A 14,904-nucleotide genomic window follows, 5' to 3' on the forward strand; every position below is an offset into this window, starting at 1 on the left:
CTTGAAAGTGGTAAACTGTCGCGCAAATTTTTAGCACCAGCTGAGGACCATTCTCGTGAGCGATCAAAAACCTTCTTTGAGTTACAAAGACGCCGGCGTTGATATTGATGCAGGTAATGCACTTGTTGACCGTATTAAAGGTGTCACTAAACGTACGAAACGCCCTGAAGTCATGGGCTCCATCGGTGGTTTTGGCGCGCTATGTGAGTTGCCTGGCAAGTACAAACAGCCCGTTTTAGTCTCCGGTACCGACGGTGTAGGCACCAAGCTGCGCCTGGCCATCGACCTGGGTAAACATGACACCGTGGGCATCGACCTGGTCGCCATGTGCGTTAATGACCTAATTGTACAAGGTGCTGAACCGCTGTTTTTCCTCGATTATTACGCCACCGGCAAGCTGGACGTTGATGTCGCTGCAGACGTTGTCACCGGCATTGGTGAAGGCTGTGTGCAGGCCGGTTGTGCGCTGATTGGTGGTGAAACCGCAGAAATGCCCGGAATGTATGAGCAAGGCGATTACGATATTGCTGGCTTCTGTGTCGGTGTGGTTGAAAAAGAAGAGATTATCGATGGCAGCAAAGTCGCGCCAGGTGATGCTCTTATCGCCCTCGCCTCAAGCGGTCCGCATTCAAATGGTTACTCGTTGATCCGTAAGATTATTGAAGTCAGCGAAGCCGATGTTCGCAGCGAAGAGCTCGACGGTAAGCTGCTCGCGGATCATCTGATGGCGCCTACCCGCATTTACGTGAAGTCAGTTCTTAAAGTGCTTGAATCCCATAGTGTGCACGCTATCTCTCACATCACCGGCGGCGGTTTCTGGGAGAATATTCCACGGGTACTACCGGACGATGCCAAAGCCGTTATCGACGATAGCAGCTGGGAGTGGCCAGTGGTGTTTAACTGGTTGCAGCACAACGGCAATGTGACCACCAAGGAAATGTACCGTACCTTTAACTGTGGTGTGGGTTTGATTATGGCCCTGCCACAATCACAAGCCGACGCTGTAGTTGAATTATTGCGCGAGCATGGCGAAGACGCCTGGGTTATCGGTCAGGTTGCCGCACGCGAAGGTGATGAAGCACAGGTTGAAATCGTCGAATGAAACGAATTGTCGTACTGATTAGCGGTTCAGGCACCAACATGCAGGCCATCGTTGATGCCTGCCAGGCCGATCGTATTGACGGCGAAGTTGTTGCTGTCATCAGCAACAAGGCAGACGTGGGCGGACTCGAGAAGGCCGCGAAAGCAGCTATTCCGACGGCGGTCTTGTCACATCGTGAATTCGACAGCCGTGAAGCCTACGATGAGGAGTTACTCAAACTTGTCGATAGTTTTGCCCCTGACGTAGTGGTGCTGGCCGGTTTTATGCGCATTTTGACACCGGCCTTCGCACAGCACTATCAGGGACGCATGCTCAATATTCATCCATCATTACTGCCTAAATACCGCGGCATCAACACCCATCAACGGGCGCTGGATAGCGGTGACACAGAACATGGTGTGTCGGTGCACTTCGTGACCGAAGAGCTTGATGGTGGCCCCGTGATCTTACAGGCCGTTGTGCCGGTTTTCCCGGAAGACACCGCTCTTGACCTGCAACAGCGGGTGCATAGCCAGGAACACCGTATTTACCCGCTAGTGGTGCAATGGCTGTGTTCCGAACGCTTAAAACTGACCGAAAAAGGCGCGATGCTCGACGGCGCCCTGCTCGGCGCGCAAGGTTACGCAGTCGATTAATTCAGCGTTTCCAGTACTAAGGTGGCGACTTCGTCACCTTCTTTGAGTTGCTCCATTTTCACCATCACATAGCCCAGTTCTGGCGCAAACCAGTAATGCGTTTCCCGTGTGCTCGACTTGCGCACCCGCGAAACTTTAAGTGCTTCCACCGTGCCAAAGGGTAGCGACAAAACTTCCAGCTCGCCGCGGCGGAAGCGCTGCTCGTCATACTCACCTTTGTCATCGACGATACGATAACTAAAATCGGTGTTCGAACTTTGTTGCAAATCGTAACGCAGCTGCTCGAGCATGCTGGCTTCATCCAGTAAGTTCGCGTACCAGTCGACCGGTAACGGCGTGCCGGATTCAGCTTCAAGCACTTGCTCATTCTGGCTGTCAAAACGCACATTCATGCTTTTATTGCTACCTGTGCCACTGCGTTTGAACCTAAAGGTAAGAGGCTCGATCCAACCGTCAACGAAAGTAAATGTCGAGTCATAACGGCGCACATCGGACAGGAACAAAAATGAAATTTCAGTCTCGTTCTGCAACACATAGGTGCCATCGTCACGCTGAGAGAGTTTACGCGTGGCTTCACCGTAGTTGGAACCACCCCGCTCAACCTCGTAGCGAGCATCGTAAACCGCTAATTCGGCACTAAAAACCGGCGTCATTAGCAAGCCAGCGAGAGGCGCTGCAAGCCACTTTACTACTGCATTCATGGTATCTCCTGACGAATCATCCCGGGCGAAAAACTGATCGCATTCACCACTCTGACCTTATACTACTTAAAAAGTGCAATATCCCTTGAAAGTCTGCCACAAATTGTCTAATCTCGGGGGATAACTTACTGGTCAGACCTCTAACCACAACGACGGAGTATCATTATGAGTGTCGCCTTATGGATTATCGCCACCTTGCTAGTGTTCGGTGGCCTACTGTATTACCGCACCTCGCTGCTGGTGACAAGCCTCGGCCTGGTGGGCATGTTTGCCATCGGCAGCCTGTTTGACATCGTTGGCCCAGTGCTTTGGGTGCTGCTGGCTATCGTATTGTTGCCTCTGAATATTACCCCGTTCCGCCGCAGCGTTTTGAGTAAAACCATGCTCACAATGTACCGCAAAGTGATGCCGGAGATTTCTGAAACAGAAAAAGACGCGATTGACGCCGGAACGACCTGGTTCGAAGGCGAGCTTTTCCGTGGCGCTCCAAACTGGAAAAACCTGCACAGCATTCAAAAGGCCGAGCTAACTGCTGAAGAGCAAGCCTTTCTTGACGGACCCGTTGAAGAAGTCTGTAAAATGCTCGACGATTGGGAAGTCACCCATGAGCTGGCAGATATGCCGGAAGAAGTTTGGCAGTATCTGAAAGACAACAAGTTCTTCGCCATGATCATCAAAAAGCAATATGGCGGTCTCGAGTTCTCTGCCTATGCGCAGTCCCGCGTACTGCAAAAACTTTCTGGCGTCAGCACAGTATTGGCTAGTACCGTTGGTGTGCCTAACTCTTTAGGTCCAGGTGAGCTATTGCAGCATTATGGTACTGAAGAGCAGAAAGATTATTACCTGCCACGTCTGGCTACGGGTGAGGAAGTGCCATGTTTTGCCCTGACCAGTCCGGAAGCAGGCTCTGACGCTGGTTCAATTCCAGATACAGGTATTGTCTGTAAAGGCGAGTGGGAAGGTAAAGAAGTCGTCGGTATCCGCCTCAACTTTAATAAGCGTTACATCACCCTGGCACCGGTTGCGACCGTGTTAGGTCTGGCCTTTAAAATGTATGACCCGGATCACCTGTTAGGCGACCGCGAATCGCTGGGTATCACCGCGGCACTTATCCCGCGTGATACCAAAGGTGTGGAGATCGGTCGTCGTCACTTCCCATTAAACGTGCCATTCCAGAATGGTCCGATTCGTGGTGAAGATGTATTCGTACCGCTGGATTTCATCATCGGTGGTGCTGAAATGGCCGGTAAAGGCTGGCGTATGCTGGTGGAATGTTTGTCAGTTGGTCGTGCAATCACCCTGCCCTCAAACAGCGCCGGTGGCGTGAAGTCTATTGCCCTGGCTACTGGCGCCTATGCTTACATCCGTCGTCAGTTCAAACTGCCGGTGGGTAAAATGGAAGGCGTACAGGAAGCTATGGCGCGGATCGGTGGTAACGCGTACCTGATGGACGCGGTCACCACGCTCTCGACCAAAGGTATCGACCTTGGTGAGAAACCATCGGTTATTTCTGCCATTGCTAAGTACCATATGACGGAAAAACTTCGTTCATGCATGGACGATGCCATGGATATCCATGGCGGTAAAGGCATCTGTCTGGGTCCAAATAATTACCTTGGTCGTGGTTATCAGGGCGTGCCTGTAGCGATTACCGTGGAAGGTGCCAATATTCTTACCCGGAGCTTAATGATCTACGGTCAGGGCGCGATTCGCTGCCATCCTTACGTACTGGAAGAGATGCTGGCGTCTGCTGAACACAACGCAGAAGGCCTGAAGCGTTTCGATAAGGCTATTTTTGGTCACATCGGTTTCGCCATGAGCAATTTCGTGCGCTCACTGGCATTAGGCCTGGGTGGTCATCACCTGAGCAGCACCCCTTACACCGACAGTACCAAGCAATACTACAAACAAATGAACCGCTTTAGCGCCAACCTGGCACTCTTGTCAGACGTTGCTATGGGAGTTCTTGGTGGCTCGCTGAAGCGCAAGCAGCGTATTTCTGCCCGTTTAGGCGATATGCTGAGTTACCTGTACATTGGCTCTGCGACCTTGAAACGCTTTGCTGATGAAGGCCGTCAGCACGATGATCTACCCTTGCTGCATTGGGCGATGCAAGACACCCTGTACAAGCTGCAGGAGTCACAGCTGGAACTACTGGATAACTTTGGTTTCATTGGTAAAACCATGCGTGTCATCATGTATCCGTTCGGCCGCTTTGTGAAACGTCCTTCGGACCGCTTAGACACCAAAGTTGCACGGATCCTGTTGCAGCCTAATGCAAGCCGCGAACGTCTTGGCAAGGGCCAATTCCTGGCGCCGGAAGGTCAGTTCGGTTCTCTGGAGCAAACCTTGCGTGACATTATCGAAGCAGAAGCACTGCACGATCGTGTTCAGCGTGCTGCGGATGAGCGCATTCCCTTTATCTTCCTTGACACAGTGGCTGCCAAAGGCAAAGAACTGGGCGTGTTAAGCGACGACGAAGTCGCCCTGCTGAAGCGTGCTGAAGAAGGCCGTCTGCGGGTCATCAACGTTGACGACTTTGCCCATGAAGATCTGATGGCAGGTAAAGCTGCCCGGGAATGGGCTTTGAAAAATCAGCAAAAAGACTCGGACGCTGCTTGATCTAAGCAGTAACTGAGGCTAATAAAAAACCGCAGCGATAGTCCGCTGCGGTTTTTTTTATGCCCTTTAGACCATCACTTCACGCTGGTATAGCGTAAGTAAGGCTTCACGGTTTTAAAGCCCTGCGGGAATTTCTTCTCCGCTTCTTCCATGGATACACTCGGTGGAATAATAACGTCACCGCCCAGCTCCCAATCAGCCGGAGTCGCTACGCCGTGTTTATCACCCGTTTGCAGCGCATCAATGACCCGCAGGATCTCTGCAAAGTTGCGACCAACACTCATTGGGTAGGTCATGGTTAAACGGATTTTTTGATTCGGATCGATAATAAAGACCGAGCGTACCGCCGCGGTCTCACTCTCCCCCGCATGAATCATCTCGTATAACTCTGCGACCTTTTTGTCTTTGTCAGCCACAATCGGGAAGGTCAGTGACGTGTTCTGGGTTTCATTCACATCATTAATCCAGCCCTTGTGCTCTTCCACTGTGTCCGTCGACAAACCTAAAGGCTTTACACCACGCTTGGCAAACTCTTCAGATAGCTGCGCCGTACGGCCCATTTCAGTGGTACATACTGGCGTGTAGTCGGCCGGGTGACTGAAGAAAAATACCCAGGAACCCTTGGCCCAGTCATGGAAGTTAATCTTGCCATCGGTGGTTTCAATATCGAAATTCGGTGCGATATCACCAATTCGTAATCCCATTATCTTTACCTCTTCTATGTGAACTTAAGTGTGCGAACTTCAATGCCTTAAAACTTATTTGCCGGAATCTTAAAATAACGGTGACCGTCAGCTTCTGGTTCAGGCAATTTTCCCGCGCGCAAGTTCACTTGCAACGCGTGCAACATGCGATCCGGCAAAGCCAAAGTGGCGTCACGTTCCTCACGTAGTTGGCGATAGTCAGCTTCGCTGACATCGCCAGCCAAATGAATATTGTTTTGCCGGTGCTCCGCGACCGTCGCTTCCCATTGCGGTTCGCGGCCGTCCTTACCGTAGTCATGGCCAACAAAGAGTCTGGTCGTGTCGGGTAAACTTAAAATACGCTGTAACGACTGCCATAAGTCCTGCGTCGACCCGCCAGGGAAATCGGCGCGTGAGGTGCCGCTGTCAGGGTACATCAGAGTATCATGGACAAAGGCAGCATCGCCTACGATATAAGTAATAGAGCCCAGCGTATGGCCTGGCGACAGCCATACCGAAACGTCCAGCTCTCCTAGCTTGAAGGTGTCACCTTCCGCAAATAAATAGTCAAAATCAGCCTTTGGGTTGAAAGCTTCCGGCAAATGGTAGTAGTCACGCCACAGCTCGGCGATATCAGTAACCTTCTCACCTATAGCATTCGGGGCGTTCGTCTGCTCTTTCAAGTACCAGGAGGCCATGAAATGATCGGCGTGAGGATGTGTATCCAACACCCAGGTGATCTTGAGATCATGCTCTTTGGCTAATGCTAAAATCTGATCAGCACTTTTAAAGTCGGTGCGGGCGGCACGCGGATCAAAATTCTGCACAGCGTCAATGACTGCGGCTTCGCCACTGCTCGGATCAGCCACCAGGTATTGGATGGAGCCTGTATCAGCTTCATAAATCCCCCACACATTCGGTGAACCTACACCTGTCGAGGCACTCTTGCGAACACAATTTTTCATACCACCTCCTTTATTTCGTGTTTTACTAAAGTAGTAGATCTGCCGGCATTGTTCAAGGGATACACTCAGGCATGAGCCTGCGTCGGTTTTCATGTACAATCACCGCTTCAAAAAATTTAGAAAACATCCAGAGGAGCAGCATGGCATGACGCAGGCCAATTCCACGACCGCAAAACGTGGCGCATTCACTCGATTTCTCGATACGGTTGAATGGCTCGGCAACTTACTTCCCCACCCGATCACCCTGTTTGCTTTATTCGCAGTCGCGATTATCTTCCTTAGTGGGCTTGCCAGTTATCTTGGTTTAAGTGCACAGGATCCGCGTCCAGGTGGTGAGGTCATCGAAGTTGTCAGCCTGCTCAATGCCGAAGGCTTGCAACGCGTGGTCACCGGACTGGTCACTAACTTCACCGGCTTCACGCCACTGGGAACCGTACTGGTTGCACTGCTTGGTGTAGGTATTGCTGAGCGCTCCGGGTTACTTTCCGCCGCCATGCGCGGCCTGGTCATGAATGCGCATCCGCGTGTGGTGACTTTAGCTGTGGTGTTTGCGGGCGTCATCTCAAATACCGCGTCTGAGCTTGGCTATGTGGTACTGGTGCCGTTGGCGGCAATGATCTTCCACTCTCTGGGCCGACATCCTCTGGCGGGGCTTGCTGCAGCATTCTCGGGTGTATCTGCCGGTTACAGCGCCAACCTGCTGATTGGCACCGTTGACCCTTTGCTTGCTGGTATCACCACAAAAGCAGCCAACCTCATCGATCCTGAATACTATGTTGGCCCCGAGGCGAACTGGTGGTTTATGATCATCTCCACGTTTCTGATTGCCGCGATGGGTACCTTTGTTACAGAAAAAATCGTTGAGCCCAAACTTGGCAAATACAACCCAGATGAAGCCAGTATTGACCTCAGCGATCAGAAAGTAGAAGCGCTGACTCCGGTCGAGAAAAAAGGTCTGAAAGGCGCTGGCTTAAGCTTCTTACTGCTTGGCATATTGCTGGCCCTGACCATAGTTCCCGAATGGGGCATCCTGCGCCATCCGGAAACCGGCGCAGTCGCAGGCTCACCTTTCCTTCGGGGAATTGTGGCCTTTATCTTCATTACCTTTGCTATACCCGGCTACGTTTATGGTCGCATCACCAAGGTCATGCGCAGCGATCGCGATGTCATCGATGCCATGTCGGACTCAATGAGCACTCTGGGGATGTATATCGTATTGGTCTTTTTTGCCGCGCAATTCGTTGCGTTTTTTGGCTGGACTAACTTCGGCAGCATTTTTGCCATCAAAGGCGCGCAATTCCTGCAGGAGGTTGGTCTCACTGGCCCGTCAGTGTTCCTCCTGTTTATTTTGATGTGTGCTTTCGTCAATCTGATGCTGGGCTCGGCGTCCGCGCAGTGGGCCATCACCGCCCCTATTTTTGTGCCCATGTTGATGCTGATTGGCTATGCACCGGAAGTCATTCAGGCGGCCTACCGTATTGGCGACTCAGTGACCAATATCATCACCCCAATGATGAGCTACTTTGGCCTGATTTTAGCGGTCGCGGCGCGCTATAAAAAAGATGTGGGGATCGGCACGCTTATCGCCACCATGTTGCCGTACAGTATTTTCTTCCTGGTCGGTTGGACCATCTTGTTCTTTGTTTGGGTGTTTGCCCTCGACATGCCGGTTGGCGTTGCCACACCGACCTTTTACACCCCGTCTTAGGATGGGGTGCGCAGGACGCGATACAAGAGGGTTGCGGTAAGACCGCAGGCACCGATCACGTAGAGCATACCAAGCGGGGTGATGTGACCCACCACATTCACCACCGCAGAAATAATACCCGCGATAAGAAACTGCAAACTGCCGGTGACCGCTGAGGCGGAGCCGGCCCTTTCCTGCTGTTCTGCTAAAGCACCAGCCATGGCATTGGGAAACACCATTCCCAATGTGCTGACATAGGCAAATACAATCATCAGCACCAGCCAGAAGTTGGCATTGAGGCTGGCAAAAACAATGGTCAGCAGCGAAATAAGCGCCAGCACTGGTAGTGATTTATTGAGGATTTTGCGGGCGTCGCGACGCCGCAACAGCCAGGCATTAAACTGCGCCATACCAATGATGCCGATAGCATTGAGGCCAAACAGCCAGCTATAGTGAGTCGGATCCAGCCCAAAGTGATCGATAAACACCAGCGGTGAACCGGTGATATAAGCAAACAGACCTGACTGTGCGATGCCCCCGGCGAGGGAGTAACGCAAAAAACCGCGATCTTTAAGTACGTCCCAGTAAATCGGCAGGCTGCGCCGCATCCGCACCGCACCGTTAAAGCTACGCGTTTCCGGCAGACGCACATGTACAATCGCCATACAGGCGACTGCCAGCGCAGCGACGATGACGAAAATGGCTTGCCAACCAAAGGCTTTAGTCACGTACGCGCCCGCCAGCGGCGCGAGGATCGGGGCGATGCCCATAACCAGAATAAGAAACGAGAAAACTTGCGCCGAGGCCTGAGGCGTATAGAGATCGCGCACCATTGCCCGGGCAATCACTAAGCCAGCACAGGAACCGATGGCCTGGAAGAAGCGCAATACGATAAGACTTTCGAGGTTAGGCGCATAGGCACAGGCCAGTGAGGAAACGATATAAATCACCAGACCAAAATAAAGTGGCGGTTTACGCCCCCATTTGTCAGATGCCGTGCCGTACAACAGCTGACCAATGAAAAGTCCCAGAAAAAATGAAGTCAGCGATAGCTCAACGCGGTTGGACTCAGTGCTGTAACTTGCGGCGATATCGCCAAAGGCGGGCAAATACATATCGATGGATAATGGCCCAAACATCGTGAGCAGGGCCAACACCACAACGGTTAAATCAAAGCGTGCTTTATCAGATACCGTCAGCTGCGTCATTCGTCCAACGACCGATAGCTTTGCGTGCTGTGTTCAGTCGGACGTTTGATCGTCTTGGTTTTGCTTGCCCAGTCGACGAACGACTGGGCATAGTTGATATAAGTATCCTGTACCCGCCCGTCAGCTTTGAGCTTGCTCAGTAAACGCCAGCCATCGGCTCCACCGGCTAAGAAGCTATTGGTAATCATGGTATAGGTTTGAGCCGGGTCCAGCGCTTGCCAGCCCTGCCCTCTACGAACCTGCAACTGGCTGATTCTTTGCCCGTCTTTGGCTTGCAAATCGACATCAAAGCGAATGCCCGCGCCATGGGGGTACCCGCCATCAGAGCCGGTGTCGGACAGCGCGTAACTCAAGGCCTGCTCGAGTACCTGCTTCAACTCAGCACCCGTGATCTGCACTTCCACCAGGGTATTGGCAAAGGGCAACAACCGATAAGCGTCGGCAATCGTAAAGGGGCCTGCATTGATATCAGCCCGCACACCACCGGCATTTTGCAGCGCAAAGTCGGCTTGCGGAGAGCTGGCAAGAAAAGCTTTAGCGACCACCGCATGGGCGTCCGATTGGCGGCCAATGCCGCAACCGGGCACAGTTGTCGGCCCCATTCGCTTCATACACAGTCGCGCCTTGACATCCGCAACTACCGTCTCAGTGAGCTCATCAAGGCTCGCCTGGTAGCCTGTCAGCAGCTCTTTTGCCGCCGGATTTTCAGCAACTGCAGTAAACTGAGGTAATGTTTTAATCGCTTGCGGTGCATTCTCTGCAACCAGCACATGCGCCTGTCCGCCGCATGCTGCCACGCGGTCACCGTTAAATGCTATCCGTAACTCGCCCACTACCTGGCTGTATTGCCAGGCCTGAGCGACACAAACCGGATCACCGTCTAGATTTGTGACCTGCATGGGATAAGGTCCCACGGTCGGCAGACCATAGTCGGCAAAGTCACCCATTAGAGTATGCGAATCACCGCCAACGATAAAATCAACACCGGGGAGTTGCTCCGCAATACGCAGATCGTTTTGCAGTTGAATGTGAGTCAACAATCCGATCTTCTCAATACCTTGCCGCTGCAACTCGGCAATATAAAACTTTGCGGTGGCCAGTTCATCGGCAAAGCGCGTGCTGGCATCAGGTTGCGAGGAGTTTTTTGTTTTTATGGCGATATCCAGACCGATAATGCCGACTTTTTCACCGGCCAACTGGAAAATCGCATAGGGCTTGAAGCTGTCCCAACGCGTCTTGGGCGTTAACGGCGATTTACCGACTTGCGGTTGAACATTAGCAGCCAGTACTTCGGTACGGCAGTTCGCCGTCATTGCCAGTGCATCCAGGAACGACTTGAGACCCGCATCACCGTTATCAAACTCATGATTACCTAGGGCAAAGGCATCAAAACATACCTCGTTCATCAAGGCCGCGTCAGCGGCACCGTTATAGACGGTGTAGAACAAGGTACCGGTGATGGCATCGCCAGCGTGCAACGCCAGCACATTGGGCTGTGCTGCGCGGATCGCATTGATTTGCGTCACCACGCGCGCAAAACCGCCGGTTTCTATGCTGTACTCTTTGCCTTCAACTTGCAGCGCCGTGCTCTGGTGCGGTAATAAATTCGAATGATGGTCGTTAACATGAGCAACAGTGAGTTCAAATTCGGGGGCTTGCGCTGCCGGCGACTGCGCACAACCTGCCACTAGCAGAGATGTTGTCAGCAGTGCACCACCTAAGACCCACCGTTGCCATTGATTCATATTACTTCACCAAACCAATTTCACGCAGACGTTCCATCAGATAATCATCTGACGAAATTGCCTCCCATCGTTTTGGATTTTCATCGCTGATACAACTGGCCAGGGGATCAATCACCACATCCGGATTAAAATGCAGGAAGAACGGAATTGAGTAACGCGATTTGTGGCTATAGGGTGCCGACGGGTTGACCACACGGTGAGTCGTGGAAGGCAGCACACCATTGGTCATGCGTTGCAGCATGTCGCCAACGTTACAGATAATAGCACCTTCAATGATCGTCACCGGAATCCAGCTGCCATCTTTTGCCAGTACTTCCAAGCCTGGCTCACGGGAGCCGACCAGCAGGGTGAGTACATTGATATCTTCATGAGCTCCGGCACGCACCGATGGGGTTCCTTCATCCACAATCGGCGGGTAGTGCAACGGCCGTAGAATTGAATTTCCCAGATTCACTTTATCATTAAAGAAATCGCGCGGTTGCTTCAAATAAACCGCCAACGCTTCTAACACACGCAGGCCCAATGCATCGAGCGCACTGTAAAGACGCAGCAGCTTGGTTTTGAACTCAGGGAGTTCAGCAGGCCAGACATTTGGAGTTAACTGTTTGAACGGTGGCTCACCTTCGATCTCACGACCTACATGCCAGAATTCTTTTAAATCCACGTGCTTCGCATCTTTTGCAATCTCAGTACCGAAGGGTGTGTAACCTCGTGCACCGCCACCACCAGGGATATGATATTGCTTTTTAACAGCTTCAGGTAAGGCAAACAGATCGCGACAGGCATCCAGTGCCTCTTCAATCAACTGTTGGTCAACGCCATGCTTAGTTAAGGCAACAAAACCATTAGTTTCATACCCTTCGCCAACGTGCTGCGCAAAGGCCTCAAAGTTCTGGTCGTAGAGGCTCATATCAATGTGTGGAATAGATTTCATCGGTACCCTTTGGAAACAGTTAAAAACAACGGTTTATAGTAATTTTTTTACCCGCCAAAGACAATGAAAACCGGCGAAAACCTAGAGGTAAATCTTGTGTAAGGGACCTTTCTAAACTGCCATCCTATGACCACACTTAAAGAGACATTCACGTAACGAAGGTGTTGAATATGAAAACCTTAACTAAACTTGTAGGTTGTAGTGCCATTGTCAGCGCATTCGCGATGCTGACTGCGCCGACGCTGGCCCAGTCTCAGGACAGCAGTCCCTTCAAAGCTCCCCAAACCCGACAAGCGTTTAACTTTATCAGTCTCGGTGTGGCTGACCATGACGCGGACGATAACAGTATCATCCTGGAAGGCAGTTATGAATTTAATGCACCATGGTTTGTTAGTGGTTACTTGCGTGACGGTGACGATGGTCCGTTTGGTGACGGCCGCGACGCGCAAGGGTTGAAGTTTGGTCGTTATTTGTGGCTTAACCATAATCTGGTCGCTGATTTCTCAGGTCGTCTGGGACAGGTTGATTTTGGCCCGGAAGACAGCGCTTACTGGGGCGTTGAAGGTAACCTGCGCACCCGCATTGACCGTTTTGAACTCTACGCTGGCCTCGGCTGGGTTGATTACATGGATGCTGGTAGCGACAGTCAGTACCAGTTCGGTAGCCGCTTTTATCTTACCCCGGAGTTTGCCGTAGGGGCGCGCTATCAGGATAGCGAATTTGGCGATGGTCTGCGCATCGATGTAAGTTATCACTTCTAACAAAATCAGGTATGCTGTGCTGCATAAGCTATCGTTATCGGAGTTCTTCTTATGTCACAGCTGCCTGCCTTTCTTACGCTTTACCGCGAACTTGTTGCTACCCCTAGCGTGTCCTGTCTGGACCCACATTGGGATACCAGCAATAAAGCCGTTATCGATAAGCTTGCCGGCTGGTTATCGAGCTTAGGTTTTTCTGTCAGTATCAACGAGCTAACGCGCCAGCGCGGCAAGTTTAATCTGCTGGCCAAATTCGTTCCGGCCGGCAGTGATGGCCGCGGCGGTCTGCTGCTGGCCGGCCATACCGACACCGTGCCCTGGGACGAAGGGCGCTGGACCCGGGATCCCTTCCAGCTTACCGAAGCCGATGGCAAGCTTTACGGACTTGGCAGCGCCGATATGAAAGGCTTCTTTGCCTTTGTGCTTGAAGCCCTGCGCGGATTAGATCTGGGCGACCTCACTAAACCTGTTTATGTACTGGCCACCGCAGACGAAGAAACCACCATGGCCGGTGCCCGCGAGCTGGCCGCGTTCGGCGAGCTAAGCCCGGACTACGCCATTATCGGTGAACCGACTTCGATGACCCCGGTGACCATGCACAAAGGTCACCTGACCGAAGGCATTCGGGTAACGGGTAAAAGTGGCCACAGTTCAAATCCGGGGGCGGGACTCAACGCTATTGAGGTGATGCACGATGTTATTTCCGGCTTGCGGGAACTGCAGCGCGACTTCCAGAAACGCTACCATGACCAGCATTTCGCCGTCCCCTATCCAACCCTGAACTTTGGCAATATCCACGGTGGTGACGCGGCTAATCGCATCTGTGCCTGCTGTGAGATGCACGTTGATCTGCGGCCATTGCCGGGAATGCAGATGGACGAGTTGTACGGTCTCATCGATGACAAATTAAAGCCTTTGCAACAGCAGTTCCCACAGGCTATTTGCCTCGAGCATCTGCATGAAGCTATTCCTGGCTATCGCTGCGATCCGGACTCTGCCATTGTGCAACTCGTGCAAGAGATCACGGGGAACTGCGCTGAACCGGCCAACTACTGTACCGAAGCACCTTTCGTGCAGGAGCTGGGCTGCCAGACCATTGTCATGGGGCCCGGTTCCATTGCTCAGGCACATCAACCTGACGAGTTTATCCGACTCGATGAAATTGCTCCGGCACAACAGCAGTTACGTACCATTATCAGCCGCGTCTGCCTGAAGACCGCTTAGGCTACTGCTTAGTCAATCTCGCCCAGTACCCGGCGCACCGGCTTAAAGCTACGCCGGTGGATGGGGCATGCGCCAAAGCGCTGGAGCAGTTCCAGATGCCCGGGGGTGGGATAGGCTTTGTGTCTGGCAAAGTCGTAATCAGGATAGTGTGCATGCCAAAGCAGCATCTGTCGATCACGTTCCACCTTGGCTAGAATGGAGGCTGCACCGATACACTCGTGCAGCCCATCACCACCGATGATAGCTTCACCTGGCACGATTAACTTCGGCAACCGATTGCCATCAACCAAGACCTTTTCCGGTGTCACGCCCAGCCCTTCAACCGCGCGTTGCATCGCCAGTAACGACGCTTGCAAAATATTAATGGCATCTATTTCATCGGCATCGCATTGCGCGATCGACCAATACAATGCCTTCTCTTTAATTTCCTGGCTCAATGCTTCGCGTTTCTTTTCCGATAGCTTTTTCGAGTCATTGATACCCAGGATCGGGCGTCTCGGATCAAGGATAACGGCCGCTGCAACTACAGGGCCTGCGATAGGTCCCCGCCCTGCTTCATCTGTTCCGCAAATCATAGTGTCTCTTGTGCTTCTTCGGTGATGGGGTATGATACTTTCGTCCGACGAATAATAACAATACT

General features: G+C 52.2%; 13 protein-coding genes. 6 read left to right on the top strand and 7 right to left on the bottom strand.

Annotated features, from left to right (window positions below; all coding sequences use genetic code 11):
* Nucleotides 1-55 precede the first annotated feature (55 nt).
* Together purM and purN are read left to right on the top strand one after the other, a co-directional pair.
* A complete protein-coding gene (gene purM / locus J6J34_RS10880) occupies nucleotides 56-1,102 on the top strand; it encodes a phosphoribosylformylglycinamidine cyclo-ligase (protein ID WP_301721909.1) in 1,047 nt (348 codons plus the stop codon).
* The gene (gene purN, locus J6J34_RS10885) at nucleotides 1,099-1,737 is read left to right on the top strand and encodes a phosphoribosylglycinamide formyltransferase (protein WP_301899026.1); all 639 of its coding nucleotides are present in this window, start codon (nucleotides 1,099-1,101) and stop codon (nucleotides 1,735-1,737) included. Before purM ends, purN begins: the two co-directional genes overlap by 4 nt.
* Here the strand turns inward: purN and J6J34_RS10890 are convergent.
* The gene (locus tag J6J34_RS10890; protein ID WP_301834771.1) at nucleotides 1,734-2,438 is read right to left on the bottom strand and encodes a DUF3108 domain-containing protein; all 705 of its coding nucleotides are present in this window, start codon (nucleotides 2,436-2,438) and stop codon (nucleotides 1,734-1,736) included. The two genes, purN and J6J34_RS10890, sit on opposite strands and share 4 nt — an antisense overlap.
* Before the next feature lie 165 nt (nucleotides 2,439-2,603).
* Here J6J34_RS10890 and fadE point away from each other — a divergent pair, with 165 nt between their 5' ends.
* The gene (gene fadE / locus J6J34_RS10895) at nucleotides 2,604-5,060 is read left to right on the top strand and encodes an acyl-CoA dehydrogenase FadE (protein WP_301899027.1); all 2,457 of its coding nucleotides are present in this window, start codon (nucleotides 2,604-2,606) and stop codon (nucleotides 5,058-5,060) included.
* Between the two features lie 74 nt (nucleotides 5,061-5,134).
* Here the strand turns inward: fadE and J6J34_RS10900 are convergent, their stop codons facing one another.
* Together J6J34_RS10900 and J6J34_RS10905 are read right to left on the bottom strand one after the other, a co-directional pair.
* A complete protein-coding gene (locus J6J34_RS10900) occupies nucleotides 5,135-5,764 on the bottom strand; it encodes a peroxiredoxin (protein WP_301721905.1) in 630 nt (209 codons plus the stop codon).
* Between the two features lie 47 nt (nucleotides 5,765-5,811).
* A complete protein-coding gene (locus J6J34_RS10905) occupies nucleotides 5,812-6,708 on the bottom strand; it encodes an MBL fold metallo-hydrolase (RefSeq protein WP_301899028.1) in 897 nt (298 codons plus the stop codon).
* A 145-nt stretch (nucleotides 6,709-6,853) separates the two neighbouring features.
* Here J6J34_RS10905 and J6J34_RS10910 point away from each other — a divergent pair, with 145 nt between their 5' ends.
* A complete protein-coding gene (locus J6J34_RS10910; RefSeq protein ID WP_301899029.1) occupies nucleotides 6,854-8,416 on the top strand; it encodes an AbgT family transporter in 1,563 nt (520 codons plus the stop codon).
* Here the strand turns inward: J6J34_RS10910 and J6J34_RS10915 are convergent.
* The 3 genes from J6J34_RS10915 to J6J34_RS10925 are packed head-to-tail and all read right to left on the bottom strand — an operon-like array spanning nucleotide 8,413 to nucleotide 12,282.
* Nucleotides 8,413-9,603, bottom strand: a complete 1,191-nt coding sequence (locus J6J34_RS10915; protein ID WP_301721902.1) for a multidrug effflux MFS transporter — start codon at nucleotides 9,601-9,603, stop codon at nucleotides 8,413-8,415. The genes J6J34_RS10910 and J6J34_RS10915 overlap by 4 nt on opposite strands.
* A complete protein-coding gene (locus J6J34_RS10920; RefSeq protein ID WP_301834767.1) occupies nucleotides 9,600-11,348 on the bottom strand; it encodes a bifunctional metallophosphatase/5'-nucleotidase in 1,749 nt (582 codons plus the stop codon). Before J6J34_RS10920 ends, J6J34_RS10915 begins: the two co-directional genes overlap by 4 nt.
* 1 nt (nucleotide 11,349) lies before the next feature.
* On the bottom strand, nucleotides 11,350-12,282 hold the full coding sequence (locus J6J34_RS10925; RefSeq protein WP_301899030.1) for an isopenicillin N synthase family dioxygenase: 933 nt from the start codon (nucleotides 12,280-12,282) through the stop codon (nucleotides 11,350-11,352).
* 170 nt (nucleotides 12,283-12,452) lie between these two features.
* Here J6J34_RS10925 and J6J34_RS10930 point away from each other — a divergent pair, with 170 nt between their 5' ends.
* A complete protein-coding gene (locus tag J6J34_RS10930) occupies nucleotides 12,453-13,043 on the top strand; it encodes a hypothetical protein (protein WP_301834764.1) in 591 nt (196 codons plus the stop codon).
* Between the two features lie 51 nt (nucleotides 13,044-13,094).
* A complete protein-coding gene (argE, locus tag J6J34_RS10935) occupies nucleotides 13,095-14,264 on the top strand; it encodes an acetylornithine deacetylase (RefSeq protein ID WP_301774098.1) in 1,170 nt (389 codons plus the stop codon).
* Nucleotides 14,265-14,272: 8 nt separating this feature from the next.
* On the opposite strand, the gene rnhB is transcribed toward argE, so the two are convergent.
* Nucleotides 14,273-14,839 (bottom strand): ribonuclease HII, encoded by a 567-nt coding sequence (rnhB, locus tag J6J34_RS10940; protein ID WP_301774097.1) that lies wholly within the window; start codon nucleotides 14,837-14,839, stop codon nucleotides 14,273-14,275.
* Nucleotides 14,840-14,904: the final 65 nt, after the last annotated feature.

Origin of the sequence: Pseudidiomarina terrestris (assembly GCF_030466405.1) — a bacterium.
In the GTDB taxonomy this organism is placed as follows: domain Bacteria; phylum Pseudomonadota; class Gammaproteobacteria; order Enterobacterales; family Alteromonadaceae; genus Pseudidiomarina; species Pseudidiomarina terrestris.

What these genes read in the sequence shown, in the direction of transcription:
- purN (WP_301899026.1), top strand. Translation starts at nt 1,099, where the DNA reads ATGAAACGAATTGTCGTACTGATTAGCGGTTCAGGCACCAACATGCAG.
- J6J34_RS10890 (WP_301834771.1), bottom strand. Translation starts at nt 2,438, where the DNA reads ATGAATGCAGTAGTAAAGTGGCTTGCAGCGCCTCTCGCTGGCTTGCTA.
- fadE (WP_301899027.1), top strand. Translation starts at nt 2,604, where the DNA reads ATGAGTGTCGCCTTATGGATTATCGCCACCTTGCTAGTGTTCGGTGGC.
- J6J34_RS10900 (WP_301721905.1), bottom strand. Translation starts at nt 5,764, where the DNA reads ATGGGATTACGAATTGGTGATATCGCACCGAATTTCGATATTGAAACC.
- J6J34_RS10905 (WP_301899028.1), bottom strand. Translation starts at nt 6,708, where the DNA reads ATGAAAAATTGTGTTCGCAAGAGTGCCTCGACAGGTGTAGGTTCACCG.
- J6J34_RS10910 (WP_301899029.1), top strand. Translation starts at nt 6,854, where the DNA reads ATGACGCAGGCCAATTCCACGACCGCAAAACGTGGCGCATTCACTCGA.
- J6J34_RS10915 (WP_301721902.1), bottom strand. Translation starts at nt 9,603, where the DNA reads ATGACGCAGCTGACGGTATCTGATAAAGCACGCTTTGATTTAACCGTT.
- J6J34_RS10920 (WP_301834767.1), bottom strand. Translation starts at nt 11,348, where the DNA reads ATGAATCAATGGCAACGGTGGGTCTTAGGTGGTGCACTGCTGACAACA.
- J6J34_RS10925 (WP_301899030.1), bottom strand. Translation starts at nt 12,282, where the DNA reads ATGAAATCTATTCCACACATTGATATGAGCCTCTACGACCAGAACTTT.
- J6J34_RS10930 (WP_301834764.1), top strand. Translation starts at nt 12,453, where the DNA reads ATGAAAACCTTAACTAAACTTGTAGGTTGTAGTGCCATTGTCAGCGCA.
- argE (WP_301774098.1), top strand. Translation starts at nt 13,095, where the DNA reads ATGTCACAGCTGCCTGCCTTTCTTACGCTTTACCGCGAACTTGTTGCT.
- rnhB (WP_301774097.1), bottom strand. Translation starts at nt 14,839, where the DNA reads ATGATTTGCGGAACAGATGAAGCAGGGCGGGGACCTATCGCAGGCCCT.